Below are 18,400 nucleotides of genomic sequence, written 5' to 3'. Positions count from 1 at the left end.
GTGATGCCCTCGGCGGCGCGGAAGCCGGGCGACGGGCGGACGGCGAGCTGCGCGGCGTCGGCCCAGCGCCCCCGCTCCAGCGCGTAGCGGGCGGGGATGGCGGCGAGCCCGTAGTCGGTGGCGATGGAGGGGGCCGCGGCGACCCCGCTGCCCTCGTCCAGGATCCGGCGCGCCTCGGCGTCGCGCCCCTGCTGGAGGTACGCGTAGACCAGGTAGTCCCAGGCGTGCACGCGGTCGAAGGAGGCGGCCTTCGCCCCCTGCCGCTCCTCGTACGCCTTCGCCGAGGCGGCGGAGCCGCGGTTCGCCTCGATGGACTCGTCCCACATCCCCAGGCGCGTGAAGATGTGCGAGGGCATGTGCAGGGCGTGCGGCACCGAGGGGGCGATCTCGGCGTAGCGCTGCGCGGCGTCCACCGCCAGGTGGGCCAGCGGCGGGGCGTCGTGGGCGTGGATCAGGTAGTGCGCCAGCCCCGGGTGCGCAGGCTGGGCCCGGAAGAGGGGGCGCAGCAGGTCGGCGGCGCGCTTCTGCCGCTCGAACGCCAGGTCCGTCGGCGGGGCGTTGGAGGCGACCGCCAGGGCGTAGAACACCGCGGCCTCGGGGTCGTCCGGGTTGCTCTCGTGCACCCCCTTCATCGCCTCCTCGTAGGCCAGCAGGCGGGCGCGCGAGTCCAGCCGCTCGTGGTCGCGGAAGATGCGCGCGGCGGCCTCCACGTAGGCGCGCTCGCGCGGGGTGGGCGGGCCGAGCGCGAGCGCCTTTTCGATGGCGGCGAGGCCCGCCTCCAGGGCCGGCTTCCCCGGCGCGCCCGCGAAGGGGTTGCCGCGCAGCGTCATGGCCTTCCCCCAGTACGCCATGGCGCAGCCGGGGTCGGCCTCGGCGACGGCGTCGAAGGCCCGGGCGGCCTCCTCCCACCAGAAGGAGTGCAGCAGCGCGACCGCGCGCTCGAAGCGCGGCTGCGCCTCCGCGCTGCACGAGGTGGGGAAGGCCACGCGCCCCAGCGTCTCCGGGGGGGCGCCTGTGTGGGCGTGGTGGTCCTGGGCGGAGAGCCCGGGGGCGAGGGCGCCCAGCGAGAGCGCCAGCAGCGGGGCGATACGGCGAGGGTGCATGATGCGGCTCCTCCTGCGGGGGCGGGCGGGACGGGCGCGCTCGCCCGTCCACCGCACGGTGCCACCCGCCGCGGCGTCCGTCAAGCAAACGTGTGGCGGCCCGCGGGGCGTTGCCCATCGCCGCCCGTTCCCGTTAACGTGTTGGGGCATCCCTGCCTGCCCCGGTCCACCCCGATCTCCCGGAAAACCGATGAAGTCAGCCGCCCCCCGCGCGCTCCTCTGGCTGGGCGCCCTCGCGCTCCTCCCCGCCCACGCCGCCGCGCAGGCGCACGACGCGCGCGTCGGCGCTGCGGTGGAGCGCTTCGCCCCCGCCACGGTGCAGGCGCGGCACCGGATCCACCAGAACCCGGAGCTGGGGAACCGCGAGTTCAAGACGGCCGAGATGGTCGCGCGGCACCTGCGGGGGCTGGGGATGGAGGTGCAGACGGGCGTCGCCCACACCGGGGTGGTCGGTGTGCTGCGCGGGGGGAGGCCGGGTCCCGTGGTGGCGGTGCGGGCGGACATGGACGCGCTCCCGGTCACGGAGGACACGCCCTACCCGTTCAAGAGCACCGTACGGACCACCTACAACGGGCAGGAGGTGGGCGTCTCCCACGCCTGCGGGCACGACGTCCACACGGCCGTGCAGATGGGGGTGGCGTCGGTGCTGGCCTCCATGCGCGACCAGGTGCCGGGGACGGTGGTCTTCCTCTTCCAGCCGGCCGAGGAGGGGGCGCCGCTGGGCGAGGAGGGCGGCGCGGCGCTGATGATGAAGGAGGGGGTGTTCGACCGCTGGAAGCCCAGCGCGGTCTTCGGGCTGCACTCCTTCTCGGAGATGGAGGTGGGGAAGGTGGGGTACACCCCCGGCCCGGCCATGGCGGCGGCCACGGAGTGGCGGGCCTCGGTGCGCGGGAAGCAGGCGCACGGGGCGGCGCCGCACCTGTCGGTGGACCCGGTGGTGATGGCCTCCCAGGTGGTGACGGCGCTGCAGACGATCCGCGCCCGCAACCTGTCCCCCTTCACGCCGAGCGTGGTCACCGTGGGGATCATTCGCGGCGGCGAGCGGCTGAACATCATCCCCGCCGAGGTGAAGCTGGAGGGGACCATCCGCACCTTCGACCCGGCGGTGCAGGACGAGGTGGAGCGCCGGATGCGCGAGATCTTCGAGGGGACCACCCGCGCGGGCGGCGGCTCGTACGCGCTGGAGTTCAACCGCGCCTACCCGGTGACGGTGAACGACACCGCGCTCGCCGCGCGGATGCGGCCGACGCTGGAGCGGGTCGCCGGGAGCGGCAACGTGGTCCCGGTGGAGCCCACCACGGGCGCGGAGGACTTCTCCTTCTTCGCCAGGGTGGTGCCGGGATTCTTCTACCGGCTGGGCACCGTGAAGCCGGGGACGGTCTCCGGCGGGCACCACACCCCCACCTTCATGGCTGATGACGCCTCCATCCCCGTGGGGATGCGGGTCATGTCGAGCCTGCTCCTGGACTACCTGGAGGCTGGGGCGGCGGGGAGATAGGACCCCCTCCCGGGCCTTCTCACCGCCACCCCAGGTCGGCGGAGAGAGCGCGGGCGGCCTCGGCCACGTGGCCGCCCAGCTCCGGGAGCGACTCGCGCGGGGCCCGGGACACCGGGGCGGAAATGGAAACGGCGGCGACCACCTTCCCCCGGTGGTCGCGCACCGGCGCCGCCACGGCCACCAGGTCCTCCTCCAGCTCCTGCCAGTTGACCGCGTACCCCTGCCGCCGCACCTCGGCCAGCTCCGCCACCAGGCGGTCCGGGTCGGCGACGGTGGCCGGGGTGCAGCGGGGGAGCGGGTCGGGGAGGAAGGCGCGCACCTCGGCCTCCTCCATCCAGGCGAGGATCGCCTTGCAGGCGGCGCTCGCGTTCACGGGGAAGCGGCGCCCCACCATCCCCATGTGCATCACCGGGCGCGGGCTCTCCGCCGCCTCGATGTTCACCCCCTCCGTCCCCACCAGCACCACCAGGTTCGCGGTCTCCCCCGTCGCGGTGGTGAGGCGCTGGAGCGCCGGACGCGCCACCTGCTGCAGGGAGGTGGACCGCTTGGCCATCTCGCCCACCGCCGTGACCTGCAGCGAGACCCGGTAGCGGCCGCTGTCCGCGTCGCGGTCCAGGAACCCGGCCTCGTCCATGGCGCTCAGCCAGCGCGAGACCGTGCTCTTGGGGCGGCCCAGGAGCTCCGCCGCCTCGGTGACCCCCACCTCCTTGCGCAGCGGGGTGAAGAGGTGCAGGACCTCCATTGCCTTGTGCAGCATGCCTCTGTTATTGTAGGTTGCGAACCGTGGAAGCGGGTTCCATAATATGGAACAACGCGCCGGGTGACAACGGCCCCGCCCCTCCGCGCTCGGTCCTCTCCACCACGATCCGGTCCGCAGCAGGTCCCGCGTTTTCCCGTTCCACCCCTGCAGGAGGTCAGGAATGACCCGCCTATCTCGTAGGCACCGGGCGCTGGCAACCGCCCTCGCGCTGGCGGCGCTCTGCGCCGCGAGCGTACCCTCGCTGGCCGCGCAGGCAACCGGCACCATCCGCGGCCGGGTGACCAACGCCTCCAGCCAGCGCCCCCTGAGCGGCGCGCCCGTGGCGATCCCGGGCACCAACCGCCGTGCCGTCACCGACGAGACCGGCTCGTACCAGATCGCCAACGTCCCCGCCGGAAGCCGCACCGTGCGCGCGGAGATGATCGGCTTCGCGCCCGTGGAGCGCGCGGTGAGCGTCACGGCCGGTGGAACCGCCACCGCCGACTTCGCGCTGTCGGAGTCCGCCATCTCGCTCGACGCCCTGGTGGTCACCGCCACCGGCGAGGCGCGCACGCGGGAGATCGCGACCAGCATGGCCAAGATCAGCTCGCAGAACATCGAGAACGCGCCCGTCTCCAACCCGCAGGACGTGATCGCCGGCCGCGCGCCCGGAGTCACGGTGATGTCCAACTCCGGGCAGCCGGGGGCGGGCGGCACCATCCGCATCCGCGGGACGAACAGCGTCAGCCAGGGGAACTCCCCGCTGATCTACGTCGACGGCGTGCGGATCTACCACGAGGGCGGGCCCGTCGCGCTGGCGGCACGCCAGGGGAGCCTTCCGCTGAACGACATCAGCGCGGAAGACATCGAGAGCATCGAGATCGTGAAGGGCGCCGCCGCGACGACCCTGTACGGGACTGAGGCGTCCGGCGGGGTGATCCAGATCTTCACCAAGCGGGGGACGGCGGGGCCCCCGGTGTGGAGCGCGGAGGTCACGACCGGGATGAGCCGCATGGGCCACGTGGGCCCCTCCAGCGACCGGAACGGTCTGTTCATGAACCGCTGCAGCGGCGACGGCCTGTTCGGGGTCAACTACGACCTCCCCCGGTCCAGGACCAAGCCCGACACGGTGCGCTTCGTGGACGTCACCTGCCCCTCCGGCGGGTCCTGGCTCAAGGACGGCGGGATCCGGCGCTACAACCTCTCGGTGCGCGGAGGCGCCGAGAACATGACGTACTTCCTCTCCGGGAACTACGGGGGCGAGACCGGGGTGATCGCCCCCGCGGGCGGCGGTACCCTGGGCGTCGACGGCGAGCCGGGGTGGAACAAGGACGGCGGGATCCGCGGCAACTTCTCCTTCCAGCCGAGCGGGAAGCTGGAGTTCTCGCTGAACAGCGCGTACACCCGGCGCGTGACCCGCTGGGTCCCGGACGGGAACAACGGGAGCGGCCTCCTCCTCAACGTCTCCCGCGGGCCGTTCAACAACTTCAAGGGCGGGAAGGGCGACCAGTGCTCGGGCGTCCAGGTGACCTGCCTCTCCAACGGCTACATCCTGACCCAGCAGAACTTCAACCGGGGCGACCACTTCATCACCGGGTTGACGATGAACTACCGGCCGACGGAGCGGCTCAGCAACCGGCTGTCGGTGGGGTACGACTTCAACTCCCAGAACAACCAGACCGTCTACCCCTACGGGTACCCCAACGTCGCGCTCGGCCTCATCTGGGCCCAGGACTGGGAGCACTCCAAGCTGTCGGTCGACTACGTCGGGTCGTTCCAGGACGAGATCGCCTCGCTCGCGTCCACCTTCTCCTGGGGCGCGCAGCTCTTCGAGGACCGCGACACCTACACCCGGGTCAACGGGGAGAACTTCGCGGGCCCGGGGGAGCCCACCCTCGAGTCCGCCGCCAAGGTCCTGCTTTCCAGGGACCGGAACCAGCGCGTGATCAACGCCGGCCTCTTCCTCCAGGAGATGGTCGGCTGGCGGGACCGCCTCTTCGTGACCGCCGGGATGCGCGTGGACGGGAACAGCGCCTTCGGCGAGGAGTTCGGGCTCCAGATGTACCCGAAGCTGAGCGCCTCCTACGTCCTCTCCGACCACGACTTCTGGCCCCAGTGGTGGGACGCGATGAAGCTCCGGGCCGCCATGGGGTGGTCGGGGAAGGCGCCGGGCGCCTTCGACGCGGTGAAGACCTGGGACCCGATCGCGGGCGACGAGGGGACGCCGGGCGTGAGCCCGCGGCAGCTCGGCAACCCGAACCTCGGGCCCGAGCGCACCCGCGAGTACGAGGCCGGGATGGACGCCAGCCTCTTCGGCGGGAGGCTGGGGCTCGACCTCACCGCGTACCGCCAGAACACCTTCGACGCCCTGATCCCGGTGGAGTATCCGCCCTCGCAGGGGTTCATCTTCTCGCAGCTGGAGAACGTCGGCGAGCTGCAGAACACCGGCTTCGAGGCGCAGCTCAACGGCGGGGTCCTCCAGACCTCCATGCTCGACTGGCGGGCGCGCGTGAACTACTCGCAGGTCAGGAGCGAGGTCATCGACGTGGACGGGCGGGAGATCTCCACCGGGAGCGGGACGTTCGTGAAGGAGGGCTTCGCGATCCCCGCCTACTTCGGGGCGAAGATCACCAACCCCGACCGGTTCGAGGATCCCCTCGTGGAGGAGAATGCCTTCATCGGCGGGGGATACCCGACGCGCACCGTGGGCGTGGGGACCACGCTCACCTTCCGGGACAGGGTCACGCTGGACGCCCTGGGTGAGTACCAGGGCGGGCACTACCTGGCGAACTGGGTGGGCTACCAGAACGCCCGCCGCGGCACCTGGGCCCCCTGCCACGACGTCCAGGAGAAGCTCTTTGCCGCCCAGCGGGGGAACACCTCCGCCCTGGAGGGGGTGACGGCGCGGCAGCGGGCGCAGTGCGCCATCGACCGCACCAAGATGAACGACGACTACTGGATCGAGCCCGCGGACTTCTTCAAGCTGCGGACCGTCTCCCTCACCTACGAGCTGCCGAGCCGGTGGCTGCTGGGAGGCCGCTCCGCCAGCGTCACCCTGGCCGGGCGGAACCTGTTCAAGAGCAGCGGCTACAGCGGCACGGACCCGGAGGTCTACGACGCGCGCGACGCGAGCAACGGCGACGCGGTCAACGAGCTGGGGCGGCGCGACTACTACAACCTCCCGCCGGTACGGTCGGTCATGGCGTCCGTGCGCGTGAGCTTCTAATGCGTGAGGAGAACCCATACATGAAGCCCTACAGTGGATTCTGGAGATCCGCGCTCCTCGCCGGGATGCTTCCGCTCGCGGCGTGCGGGGACTTCTTCGAGGTGACCAACCCCGGTCCCATCGAGGACGAGAAGCTGAACTCGGCGGATGCCGTCCCGGGGCTGGTGGCCGGGATGTCCTCCGACCTGTCGATCCGCTTCGACGACCTGATCATGCTCAACTCGGTCGCCGCGGACGAGCTGGCGCACGGGGGGAGCTACACCGCCCCCGGCCTCTTCTACCGGGGGAGGATCCGTCCGGAGGACGTGAACTTCCACTGGGCCGGGATGCAGCGGGCCCGCTGGGTGGCCGAGAACGGGATCGAGCGGATGAAGAACATCCCGAACTACCGCTACGGCACCGACGTCCACTCGGCGCGCGCCAACCTGTTCGCGGGCTTCTCGAACCGGACGCTGGGCGAGAACGTCTGCTTCGCGGTGATCGACGGCGGCCCGAAGCAGGACTTCAAGGTGCACTTCTCGCGCGCCGAGGCCCAGTTCACGGAGGCGCTGCGGATCGCGGAGTCCATCAAGAACCGGGAGCTGACCAACGCCGCCCTGGCGGGGCGGGCCTCCGTCCTGGCGTGGCAGGGGAAGTGGGACCAGGCGGTCCAGGACGCGGCGCAGGTCCCCACCAGCTTCGTGATTAACGCGGTCTTCTCGGAGAACAGCGCCCGCGAGAACAACGACCTGGTGGTGGAGACGCACGAGCGGCGCGAGTACACCGTGTACAACACGCAGTGGGCGAGCGTATTCAGGGACCCCCGGGTTCCCTGGGACACCGTGTACACCGCGGCCCGGAGGATCCAGAACGGACAGGACGGAAAGACCCCCTTCTTCCGGCAGAAGAAGATGGGGCCCTCGCGGGGCGCGGACATCGCCCTCGCGAAGGGGACGGAGATGCGGATGCTCCAGGCCGAGGCCGCGCTCCGGAAGAACGACATCGAGGGGGCCTTCGCGCTCATCAACGAGCAGCGGAAGTTCTACGGAATGGCTCCGCTCACCGCCCCGGCCACGCTGGCGGAGGCGTGGAAGACGCTCCAGAAGGAGCGTGGGGCCGTGCTCTGGCTGGAGGGCCGCCGCTTCTGGGACCTGCGGCGCTGGTTCGAGGAGTCGGGGCCGGCGCACAACGCCTTCCTCAAGGACCGGGACAAGTGCATCCCGATCAGCCAGGAGGAGATGGACGCCAACCCCGCTCTGCGGGGGTGATGCGCCCTCGCGGCTGACCCGGGGCCGTCCCCGCCGCCGTCCGGGCGGCGGGGGCGGCCCCCGATCTTCCACACACCCGGAGCGCAGTACAGGCCGATGAGATTCGAGTACCGGAACCCGGCCGCGGCGGGGGGGCTCCCGCGCGGCGAGTTCCGCCAGGGAACCGGACAGGCAGGATGAAGTCACGGCAGGCACCGCCGCAGGCGGGATCCCGCGGTTCCGGATCGCGCCCCGACACGGCGGCTCCGCGGTCGTCTTCGAGGGCGCTTTCGCCCGGACGGGCCCTGGCCCTGCCGGGCGCGTTCAGCCTCGCACTTCTCGCCTTCGCACTCCTGACCCCCATACGGCAGCACCCGGACCTGCTCCGGGCGTTCCTGGGTGCGGGAGGCGTGCTGCTGGTGTGGAACGCCGCGCTCTTCCTGGCGGCGCGGCGAACGCGCCGCACGCTGACGCTGGAGATCGCCGTGCACAGGCACCACTGGGCGCAGGCATGCGCCCAGGTGGCGGTGCTGCTCTACTGGGGCTGGCACGTGCGCTTCGTGTATGCCTTCCTGCCGCTGATCCTCGCCCAGCTGATCTTCGCCTACGCCGTCGACAGCCTGTTGTCCTGGTCCCGGCGTGGCAGCTACACGCTCGGGTTCGGGCCGCTCCCGGTCGTTTTCAGCATCAACCTGTTCCTGTGGTTCAGGCCGGACTGGTTGCACTGGCAGTTCGCGATGGTCGCGCTCGGATTCGCCACGAAGGAGTTCATCCGGTGGAACCGGGAGGGACGCTCCACGCACGTCTTCAACCCGTCCGCATTCCCGCTCGCGGTGGCTTCGCTCGCACTGATCCTGACCGGCACGACGGAGATCACGCTGGGCAAGGAGATCGCGCTCACCTATTCCCACCCGCCCCACATCTATCTCTGGATCTTCCTGGTCTCCCTGCCGGGCCAGCTCCTCTTCGGGGTGGCGAGGATGACGATGCCGGCCGTCGTCACGCTGTACGCGGTCAGCCAGCTGTACCTGAACGCGACCGGTACCTACCTCTTCTACGACGCGCACATCCCGGCTCCCGTCTTCCTGGGAATGCACCTGCTGTTCACCGATCCCGCCACGTCTCCGCGCACCGACCTGGGCCGGATCCTTTTCGGCATGCTGTACGCGCTGGGGATCGCCGCGTTCTTCGTGGTCCTCACGTCGGTGGGTGCGCCGACGTTCTACGACAAGCTGCTCCCCGTGCCGCTCCTGAACCTGGTGGCCGGGCGCATCGACCGCCTGGTGACGTCGAGCCCGCTCGCGCGGCTGGACCCCTCCAGGCTCGGCCGGGCGTGGGCACCGGTACGGCGCAACCTCGTCTACGTCTCCATCTGGGCCGGCGTGTTCGCTCTGATGAGCGCGGTCCAGGGCGTGGGCGACCGGCATCCGGGGCAGTTCCTGCCGTTCTGGGACGCGGCCTGCCAGGCGGGGAGCACCCGCGCGTGCGAGTACGCCTTCGTCCGGAAGTACGGCTACTGCAGCAGGGGCTCGGGCTGGGCGTGCAACGAGGTGGGGATCCACCTGGCCGAGCTCGGGCGGCCCGCCGGCCCGCTCTTCGGGCGCGGCTGTGACCTGGGCTTCTCCCCCGCCTGCGAGAACCTGAACCGCGACGCGACCGGCGCCGGAAGCTGGGCTCGCGCCCGCCCTCTCCCCGCGGATCTGCCGATCCTGCTGCGGGGGAAGGAGCCCATCCGCGAGCGGGCACCGGCCGAGCTGTACGCCCTCGCCTGCCGGCAGGGGTGGCCGGGCACGTGCGGCGGGTCCGTCCGGTAGCCCTTTGCATCCACTCGCATCCGACAGGAAGCCTATGACGCTTCGCAAACGAACGCCGGGCGCGGTCTTCCTCCTGCTGGGCGTCGCCCTCCTGGCGCACCCTGCCCCGGCGCAGCGCCGCCCCTCCCCCGCGCAGCTCAAGCGGGAGGTGGCGGCGGAGGTGGCGGGGCTCCAGAAGCTCTCGCAGGAGATCACGGACATGATCTTCTCCTTCTCGGAGCTGGGCTTCCAGGAGGAGTGGACCGCGGACTACCTCACCGGGATCCTCGAGAAGGAGGGGTTCCGGGTACAGCGCGGCTGCGCGGGGATGCCCACCTGCTACGTGGCGAGCTGGGGGCGCGGAGCGCCGGTCATCGGGATCATGGGCGACATCGACGGCCTCCCCGAGACCTCGCAGCGTCCGGGCGTGGCCTACCACGACCCCCTCATCCCCGGCGGCCCGGGGCACGGGGAGGGGCACAACAGCGCCCCGGCGGTGGACGTGGTGGCCGCCATCGCGGTCAAGCGGGTGATGCAGAAGCACGGCCTCCCCGGCGAGATCCGGGTGATCCCCGGGGTGGCGGAGGAGCTGGTGGCGAGCCGCACCTACATGGTCAACGCGGGGATGTTCCGGGACATGGACGCCATGCTCTCCACCCACGTGGACAGCGACTTCCGCACCACGTACGGAATCAGCGGCTCCGGCCTGGTCTCCACCACCTACACCTTCGCCGGGCGCTCCGCGCACAGCGCCGGAGCCCCCTGGGCGGGGCGGAGCGCGCTGGACGCGGTGGAGCTGATGAACGTGGGGTGGAACTTCCGGCGCGAGCACCTGCGCCTGCACCAGCGCTCGCACTACGTGATCGCCAACGGGGGGAGCCAGCCCAACGTGGTCCCCTCCGAGGCCGTGGTCTGGTACTACTTCCGCGAGCTGGACTACCCGAAGATCCGGGCGCTGCACGCGCTGGGCGACACCATGGCCTCGGCGGCGGCGCTGATGACCTCCACCGAGCACACGCAGCGGGTCTACGGCTCCGCCTGGCCGCAGAACTACAACCGGCCCCTCGCCGAGCGGATGCACTCCAACATCCTGGCCGTGGGGATGCCCGAGTGGTCGGAGGCCGACCAGGCGCTCGCCAGAGCGGTGCAGAAGGAGGTCGGCGCGGACAGCATCACCGGGCTCCGCACCACCCTCCGGAAGGAGCTGGAGGAGGCGAAGCAGGGCACCGGCGGAGGGAGCGACGACATCGCCGAGGTTTCCTGGAACGTCCCCACGGTGCGCCTGCGCTACCCGGCCAACATCCCGGGCCTCCCGGGGCACCACTGGTCCAACGCCATCGCCATGGCCACGCCCATCGCCCACAAGGGCGCCAACCACGGCGCGCGGGTGGTGGCGATGACGGCCGTGGACCTGCTCACCGATGCGAAGCTCCTGGACGCGGCGAAGCGCTACTTCCGCGAGGTGCAGACCAAGGAGTTCCAGTGGGTGTCGCTGATCCCGGAGGGGACGGAGCCGCCGACCTTCCTGAACGTGGAGCGGATGGCGCGCTACCGGCCCGCGCTGGAGAAGCTGAAGTACGATCCGTCCAGGTACGCGACCTACCTGGAGCAGCTGGGGATCCAGTACCCGGTGCTGAACAGGCCGGCGGATCGGAAGTAGACCGTCTTCGCAGCCGAACCGATGAACCGAATGCCGAGCTCGAGACTGCACCTCCCCGGCTGGAGCGCTCTCTTCTGCGCGCTCGTGGCTGCCTGCGCCCCCGCTTCCAGGCCCCACGCCGCGCCCGCGGCGGATCCCGATGCGGGGGAGCGCTACGACCTCCTCATCGCCGGGGGCACGGTGCTGGACGGCACCGGCGCCCCGGCCTTCCGCGCGGACGTGGCGGTGCGCGGGGGCCGCATCGTCCGCGTCTCCCGCGAGGGGATCCCCGGCGAGCGGGCGTCCCGGGTGATCGACGCGACCGGGAAGACCGTCGCCCCCGGGTTCGTCGACCTGCACGCGCACCTGGAGCCCTGCTGGAGCTGCCCGGGGCGGAGAGCCACCTGCGGCAGGGGGTCACCACCGCGCTGGGGGGGCCGGACGGGGGATCGCCCTGGCCGCTCGGGACGTACCTGGACTCGGCGCGCGCCCTCGGGACGGGGATGAACGTGGGCTTCCTGGTGGGGCACAACACCATCCGCCGGGAGGTGACGGGGATGGCCGACCGCGCCCCCACCCCGCAGGAGCTGGAGCGGATGCGCGCCATGGTAGCGCGCGCCATGGCCGAAGGGGCCTTCGGGCTCTCCACCGGGCTCAAGTACCTCCCCGGGGCCTACTCGCAGACGGACGAGGTGGTGGCGCTTTCCCGCGCCGCCGCAGACTCCGGGGGGATCTACACCTCCCACCTGCGCGAGGAGGGGCTGGGTCTGCTGGAGGGGGTGGCAGAGGCCGTCGAGATCGGACGGCGGGCGGAGATCCCCGTGGTGCTGACCCACCACAAGGCGGTCGGGAAGCCCATGTGGGGGGCGAGCGTGCGCACCCTGGCCATGATCGACTCCGCGCGCGCCGCGGGGGTGGACGTCATGGCCGACCAGTACCCCTACACCGCCACCCACACCGGGATCGGGGTGCTCGTCCCCGCCTGGGCCTCCGCCCGGGGGGATACGGCCTTCTCGCGGCGCCTCCGCACCCGTGCGCTGCGCGACAGCATCGTGAAAGGGATCGTCTTCAACATCGTCAACGACCGCGGGGGCGGGGACCTGCGCCGCATCCAGTTCTCCCGCGTCTCCTGGATGCCGGAGCTGGAGGGGAAGACGCTGCACGACTGGGCGGTGATGCGGAAGATGGAGCCCACCCCACGGAGCGGCGCGGAGCTGGTGATCGAGGCCATGCAGCGCGGCGGCGCCTCCGCCATGTACCACGTCCTGGACGAGGATGACGTGGAGCGCATCATGCGCCACCCGTGGACGGCCATCGCCTCCGACGGGCGCCTCGCCCGCCCGGGGGAGGGGCACCCCCACCCGCGCGCCTACGGCACCTTCCCGCGCGTCCTGGGGCGCTACGTCCGGGAGAAGCAGGTCCTCCCCCTGGAGGAGGCCGTCCGCAAGATGACCTCGCTCCCCGCCGCGCGCCTGGGGCTCGCGGACCGGGGGCGGATCGCCGAGGGGATGGCCGCCGACCTGGTGGTCTTCGACCCGGCGACGGTGGCCGACCGCGCCACCTTCGAGGCGCCGCACCAGTACCCCGTGGGGATCGAGCACGTGCTGGTCAACGGGGTGCTGGCCGTGGACGGCGGGCACTTCACCGACGTCCGCGCGGGGAGCGTCCTGCGGCGCCCTCCCGGCGCCACCCGCGCGCTGCACGCCGCGGGTCCGAACCGACGCTCCGCGCCGAGGTGAGATGAGCCGCCTCGTCTCTCCGGACGCATCATTCACCGAAGCACCCCTCCATCCATGAGAGCAGCCATGACGCACCGCGCGGCCGCCGCGCGCCTCGCCCTTCTCGCCGGGCTCGTCCTGCTGGCCGCCCCCGCCCTCCCGGCGCAGGGGGTGCCTACGCCCGCGGCCCACTTCGGCTTCCAGCCCGGGGCCCACCGCAGGCTCGCCGGCTGGACGGAGCTGCTGGGCTACTACGAGGCGGTGGCCCGCGCCAGCCCGCGCGTGAAGCTGGACACCCTGGGGACCACCACCCTGGGGCGTCCTTTCGTGATGCTCACCGTCACCAGCCCGGAGAACCACGCCCGCCTCCCGGAGCTGCGCGACGTCCAGCTCCGGCTCTCCGACCCGCGCCGGATCGGCGGCCCCGCCGAGCTGGAGGCGCTCCTGGACCGCGGGAAGACGGTGGTGCTCATCACCCAGCACATCCACTCCACCGAGGTGGGCGCCGGGCAGATGGCGCCCAACCTCCTCCATCGCCTGGCCGCCTCGGACGACGCCAGGGTCCGGGAGATCCTGGACAACGTGATCCTCCTGCACGTCCCCTCCCTGAACCCGGACGGGACGGAGATGGTGGCCGACTGGTACCGCCGCTGGGTGGGGACGCCGTTCGAAGCCGCGCCCCTCCCCGCGCTCTACCACCACTACGTGGGGCACGACAACAACCGCGACTGGTACGCCTTCACCCAAAAGGAGACCCAGCTCACGGTGGAGAAGGCGCACAACGCCTGGCACCCGCAGATCGTCCACGACGTGCACCAGATGGGGAGCACCGGGGCGCGCATCTTCATCCCGCCCTACGTGGACCCGGTGGAGCCCAACGTGGACCCGCTGATCGTGGCCGCGCTCAACCAGCTCGGCACGTACATGGCGGCGGAGCTGATCTCGGACGGGAAGACGGGGGTGGCGGTGAACGCCCAGTACGACATGTACACCCCCGCCCGCGCCTACCAGCACTACCACGGCGGGGTGCGGATCCTCACCGAGACCGCCTCCGCGCGGATGGCGACGCCCATCACCATCAAGCCGGAGGAGCTGCGGAGCGCCCGCGGCTTCGACGTCCGGCAGCGGAGCTGGAACTTCCCCGCCCCCTGGCCCGGGGGGGAGTGGGGGCTCCCGCAGATCGTGGACTACCAGGAGTCCGCCGCGATGGCGCTCCTCGTCAACGCCGCCCGGAACCGCCGCTTCTGGCTGGAGAACTTCCACGCCATCAACCGGCGGGCGGTCGAGCGCTGGCCGGAGTGGCCGCACGCCTGGGTGATCCCCGCGGGACAGGACAACCCCAAGGGCGTCAATGCGGTGCTCCGCATCCTGCGGATGGGCGACGTGGAGGTGCACCGGGCGGAGGCGGCGTTCACGGCGGGGGGGCGCGCCTTCCCGGCGGGGAGCTGGGTGGTCCCCATGAGCCAGCCGTACGCCTCCTTTGCGCAGACGATGCTGGAGCGGCAGGACTACCCGAAGATGCACGACTACCCGGGCGGCCCCCCCACCCGCCCGTACGACGTGACCGCGCACACCCTCCCGCTGCTGATGGACGTGGAGGCGGTCCCGGTGCGCGAGCCGGTGGCGGTGGGCCTCTCCGCGGTGATCCCCACCCCCGCGCTCCGCTACGAGACCCCCGCGGGGCTCCGCGGGCGGGGGGCGCCGCGCATCGGGATCTACAAGTCGTGGGCGGAGCCCATGCCCGAAGGGTGGACCCGGTGGACGCTGGACCGGCACGGGGTGGCCTACGACACCCTGCACGACGCGGACGTCCGGCGCGGCGGGCTCGCCCGGCGCTACGACGTGATCCTCCTCCAGGACCAGCCCGCCCGCTCCATCCGGAACGGCTACTCCGCCGAGACGATGCCGGAGCCGTACGCCGGGGGGCTGGGCGAGGAGGGGGCCCGCGCGCTGCAGGAGTTCGTGAGGGACGGGGGGCGGCTGGTGGCGGTGGAGGAGGCCACCGACTTCGCCATCGAAGCGCTGGACCTCCCGGTGAAGAACGCCGTCGCCGGGCTCCGGCCGCAGGACTTCTACATCCCCGGGTCCATCCTCCGCCTCCGCCTGGACGGCGGGCACCCGCTGGCCCGCGGGGCGGACGCGGAGACCATCGCCTGGTACTGGGGCTCCAGCCGCGCCTTCCAGGTCGAGGACCCCTCGGTGCGGGTGGTGGCCCGCTACGGGGAGGGGAACCCGCTCCTCTCCGGGTGGATCCTGGGGGAGCAGCACGTCGCCGGGAAGCCCGCGCTCCTGGAGGCCCGCGTGGGGCGGGGATCGGTGGTGCTGTTCGGCTTCCAGCCCGACTACCGGGGGCAGTCCATCGCCACCTGGCCGCTGCTGTTCAACGCGCTGCGCCGCGCCCGCTGACGCGGCGTCCGCGCTCCGCCCACCTGGAGGAACGTCCGTGAGACGCCACCGGTCGCCGCTCCCGGTCGTACGCGCCCTGCTCGCCTGGCCCGCGCTCGCGCTGCTGGCGGCGTGCTCCGCGGGGGCCGGGCGCGCCCCCACCCCCGCGCCCGCGCCCGCCGTCCCGGCCGAGGAGCACGCCCGCCTGGTGGAGGAGGTGCGGCAGCTCCGGGCCGCGCTGCAGCGCTACGTGGAGGCGGACGCGCACCAGAACGACGTGCTGGAGCGCCAGATCGACAACCTGATGCTCTTCGACCGCCTGGGCGACGTGGCGGAGATCGACGTCCTCACCTTCACCGGGCCGCCCCCGGCGCACCGCGTCGTCTCCACCAACCCGGGGGCCAACAACCCGCTCCGGATCCGCGGCTGGACCTTCGTCCCCCGGGACCTGGACCGCACCCGCAAGCACCCGCTGATCGTGCTGCCGCACGGCGGCGTGCACGCCAACTTCGAGAGCGGGAGCGCCAACGTCATCCGCGAGCTGGTGCAGCAGGGATACACCGTCATCGCCCCGGACTACCGCGGGAGCACCGGGTACGGGCGCGGCTTCTGGCAGCAGATCGACTACGGCGGCCTGGAGACGGAGGACACCCATGCCGCGCGCCAGGCGGCGCTGGACGCATACCCCTTCCTGGACCCGCGGCGGGTGGGGATCGTGGGATGGAGCCACGGCGGGCTGCACGCGCTGATGAACATCTTCGACCACCCCGACGCGTACGCCGCGGCCTATGCCGGGGTGCCGGTGAGCGACCTGATCTACCGGCTGTCGTACAAGAGCCCCGCGTACACGCGGCTCTTCTCGGCGGACTACCACGTGGGCAGCACCCCGCAGGAGGACCCGGAGGCGTACCGGCGCCGCTCCCCCGCCTTCCAGGCGCATCGCTACCGGGGGACGCCGCTCCTGATCCACACCACCACCAACGACGAGGACGTCTACGCCAGCGAGGTGCACCGGCTGGTGGACGCGCTCCGCGCTTCGGGGAAGACGGGGTGGGAGTTCAGGGAGTACGACGACGCTCCCGGCGGGCACGCCTTCAACCGAATCGACACGCCGCTCGCCCGCGAGTCGCGCCGGGAGATCTACCGCTTCCTCGCCCCACATCTGAAGCCCGCCCGGCCGATGCGGTGACCTCCGGCGGCAGCGCGCGGAGGAACGGCATAGGCTCACACAGAGGAAGCAGAGGAAGCAGAGGAAGCAGAGAACTGCTCTCCGCTTTTCCTCTGCTTCCTCTGCTTCCTCTGCGTGCGTCCCGCTGTTCTTCCCGGCGTTGTCTACCGTTCGTATGTACGTTATCTTACAGGCGTACATACAGGGGAGGAGTCCCGATGCCTGAGAAGAAGAGGAAGCCGCGGGTGGTGAAGGAGCCCCCGGCGGTGTACGAGGCGTCACCCGCGGAGGAGGCGGCGATGCGGAAGAACTACCGGCTGCGGCAGTCCAAGATCGACCGGGCCATGCGGGCGCTCGGCACCTCCACGGAGACGGAGACCATCGAGCGGGCGCTGGACCTGGTGGTATTCCGGGGAGAGCTGGTGGACGGGGTGCGGGCCATGCGCGGCGCCGGCCTGGCCGACCCCTTCGGGGAGGACGAGGCCTAGGTGCGGAAGTACGTCATCGACACCTCGCTCTACGTCTACGCCACACGCGACGAGGGGTGGAACGGGCAGCTACAGGCCTTCTACCAGGCGTTCGCCCACTTCGTCTACCTGCACTCCGTCGTGGCCGCGGAGCTGCTGGCGGGCGCCACCAGCCCGGAGCTGGAGCGGCGCACCCAGCGGCACTTCGTCGCCCCGTTCGAGGCGACGGGGCGCCTGGTGACGCCGGGCCACGGCGCCTGGAAGCGAGCGGGCGCCACCGTCGCCCGGCTGGTGCGAGAGAAGCGGATGAGCCCCAACGGGATCCGCCGCTCCTTCCTGAACGACTGCCTGATCGCCGCCTCCGCCCGCGACCATGGCCTGACCGTCGTCACCGACAACCTCCGCGACTTCGCGCTGATCGGCACCGTCGACCCCGTCGAGGTCGTCCCCCCCTGGCCCGATCCCCGCACCTGAAGTCCGCCCGGCCCATGATGTGAGTTTCTGCCGTACTGGGTGGAGGCACAACATGGGCTCACACAGAGGAAGCAGAGGAAAAGCGGAGAGCAGTCCTCTGCTTCCCCTGCTTCCTCTGCGTGCCTCTCGCCGTTCCGTACGCGCTCAATCCCCGTACAGCATCTCGTACACCCCCGCGTACAGCCGCACCTTCTTCACGTAGTCCCGCGTCTCCTCGAAGGGGATGCGCTCCACGAACAGGTCCTCGTCGCGGTACTCGGGGAAGGTGCGCCAGCGGGCGACCCGGCCGGGGCCGGCGTTGTAGGCGGCGAACACCTCGGTGAGCGTGCGGTAGCGGCGCACCTGGTCGGCCAGGAAGAGGGTGCCGAGCTTGACGTTGACCTCCGGGTCCTTGAGGCGCGCCGGGTCGAAGCCGCCGATACCGGCGCGCCTCGCCAGCCCGCGCCCCGTCTCCGGCATGACCTGCATCAGCCCCACGGCCCCGGCCGGGCTCACGGCCACCGGGTTGAAGAACGACTCCTGGCGGATCAGCCCCGCCACCATGAACGGGTCCAGCCCGCGCCTCCCCGCCTCCCTCTCCACCAGCTCGCGGAAGCGGAACGGGAAGACGATCCGCAGCAGGCGCTCGTCCCAGGCGCCGGTGCGCTGGCGGATCTGGCTCCCCAGGAGCGCCGCGGAGATCGGCTGGCCGTGCTCGGCCATGGCCTCGGCCACGGAGTACAGCGCCGCCGGCCGGTCGTCCACCCGCTCGCGCAGGCGGGCCAGCTCGGCGCGGCCCTCCTCCTCCATCCCGATCTCGCGCAGCACCCCGGCGCGGAAGAGCGCGGGCTCCACCTCCGCGGCGGTGGCCGGGTCCATCCGCGGGGCGGCGGCGAGCGGGACGCCGCGCAGTGACTCGCCCAGGCGCTTCCCGGCGAGCACGCCGTAGTACGAGAACGCGTCCGCCTCGCGCGCCTCGCGGAAG

General features: G+C 71.8%; 14 protein-coding genes. 11 read left to right on the top strand and 3 right to left on the bottom strand.

Features of this window, described 5'->3' with window-relative positions:
- Positions 1 to 1,103, bottom strand: a 1,103-nt coding sequence (locus VGR37_18200) for a hypothetical protein (GenBank protein ID HEV2149341.1), incomplete at its 3' end; no start/stop codon positions are given.
- A 190-nt stretch (positions 1,104 to 1,293) separates the two neighbouring features.
- Here VGR37_18200 and VGR37_18195 point away from each other — a divergent pair.
- Complete coding sequence (locus tag VGR37_18195) at positions 1,294 to 2,601, top strand: amidohydrolase (GenBank protein ID HEV2149340.1); 1,308 nt, start codon at positions 1,294 to 1,296, stop codon at positions 2,599 to 2,601.
- A gap of 19 nt (positions 2,602 to 2,620) precedes the next feature.
- Here the strand turns inward: VGR37_18195 and VGR37_18190 are convergent, their stop codons facing one another.
- Positions 2,621 to 3,358, bottom strand: a complete 738-nt coding sequence (locus tag VGR37_18190; protein HEV2149339.1) for an IclR family transcriptional regulator — start codon at positions 3,356 to 3,358, stop codon at positions 2,621 to 2,623.
- Between the two features lie 163 nt (positions 3,359 to 3,521).
- Between VGR37_18190 and VGR37_18185 the strand changes: the two genes are divergently transcribed.
- From VGR37_18185 to VGR37_18140, 10 genes are all read left to right on the top strand, one after another.
- Positions 3,522 to 6,566 carry a SusC/RagA family TonB-linked outer membrane protein gene (locus VGR37_18185; protein HEV2149338.1) on the top strand — a complete coding sequence of 1,015 codons (3,045 nt, stop codon included), beginning with the start codon at positions 3,522 to 3,524 and terminating at the stop codon, positions 6,564 to 6,566.
- A gap of 20 nt (positions 6,567 to 6,586) precedes the next feature.
- On the top strand, positions 6,587 to 7,813 hold the full coding sequence (locus VGR37_18180) for a RagB/SusD family nutrient uptake outer membrane protein (GenBank protein HEV2149337.1): 1,227 nt from the start codon (positions 6,587 to 6,589) through the stop codon (positions 7,811 to 7,813).
- Positions 7,814 to 8,202: 389 nt separating this feature from the next.
- Positions 8,203 to 9,606, top strand: a complete 1,404-nt coding sequence (locus VGR37_18175; GenBank protein HEV2149336.1) for a hypothetical protein — start codon at positions 8,203 to 8,205, stop codon at positions 9,604 to 9,606.
- Positions 9,607 to 9,640: 34 nt separating this feature from the next.
- Positions 9,641 to 11,245, top strand: coding sequence for an amidohydrolase (locus VGR37_18170; protein ID HEV2149335.1), 1,605 nt, complete (start codon positions 9,641 to 9,643; stop codon positions 11,243 to 11,245).
- A 30-nt stretch (positions 11,246 to 11,275) separates the two neighbouring features.
- Entirely contained in the window at positions 11,276 to 11,731 is a 456-nt protein-coding gene (locus VGR37_18165; protein HEV2149334.1) for an amidohydrolase family protein, read from the top strand.
- Complete coding sequence (locus tag VGR37_18160) at positions 11,728 to 12,963, top strand: amidohydrolase family protein (GenBank protein HEV2149333.1); 1,236 nt, start codon at positions 11,728 to 11,730, stop codon at positions 12,961 to 12,963. The genes VGR37_18165 and VGR37_18160 overlap by 4 nt, the downstream gene beginning before the upstream one ends.
- A 66-nt stretch (positions 12,964 to 13,029) precedes the next feature.
- Positions 13,030 to 15,348, top strand: coding sequence for a M14 metallopeptidase family protein (locus VGR37_18155; GenBank protein HEV2149332.1), 2,319 nt, complete (start codon positions 13,030 to 13,032; stop codon positions 15,346 to 15,348).
- A gap of 37 nt (positions 15,349 to 15,385) precedes the next feature.
- On the top strand, positions 15,386 to 16,516 hold the full coding sequence (locus tag VGR37_18150; GenBank protein HEV2149331.1) for an alpha/beta fold hydrolase: 1,131 nt from the start codon (positions 15,386 to 15,388) through the stop codon (positions 16,514 to 16,516).
- Positions 16,517 to 16,713: 197 nt separating this feature from the next.
- Positions 16,714 to 16,983: a hypothetical protein gene (locus VGR37_18145; protein ID HEV2149330.1), complete on the top strand. Its 270-nt coding sequence runs from the start codon at positions 16,714 to 16,716 to the stop codon at positions 16,981 to 16,983.
- Positions 16,984 to 17,436 (top strand): type II toxin-antitoxin system VapC family toxin, encoded by a 453-nt coding sequence (locus tag VGR37_18140; protein ID HEV2149329.1) that lies wholly within the window; start codon positions 16,984 to 16,986, stop codon positions 17,434 to 17,436.
- 144 nt (positions 17,437 to 17,580) lie between these two features.
- Here VGR37_18140 and VGR37_18135 read toward each other — a convergent pair.
- The coding region (locus tag VGR37_18135; GenBank protein ID HEV2149328.1) for a lytic transglycosylase domain-containing protein at positions 17,581 to 18,400 on the bottom strand (820 nt) is incomplete at its 5' end.

Source organism: Longimicrobiaceae bacterium (genome assembly GCA_035936415.1).
In the GTDB taxonomy this organism is placed as follows: Bacteria; Gemmatimonadota; Gemmatimonadetes; order Longimicrobiales; family Longimicrobiaceae; genus JAFAYN01.
Note: the sequence above shows the minus strand (reverse complement) of the source record. Positions and strands in the feature narration are given on the sequence as shown.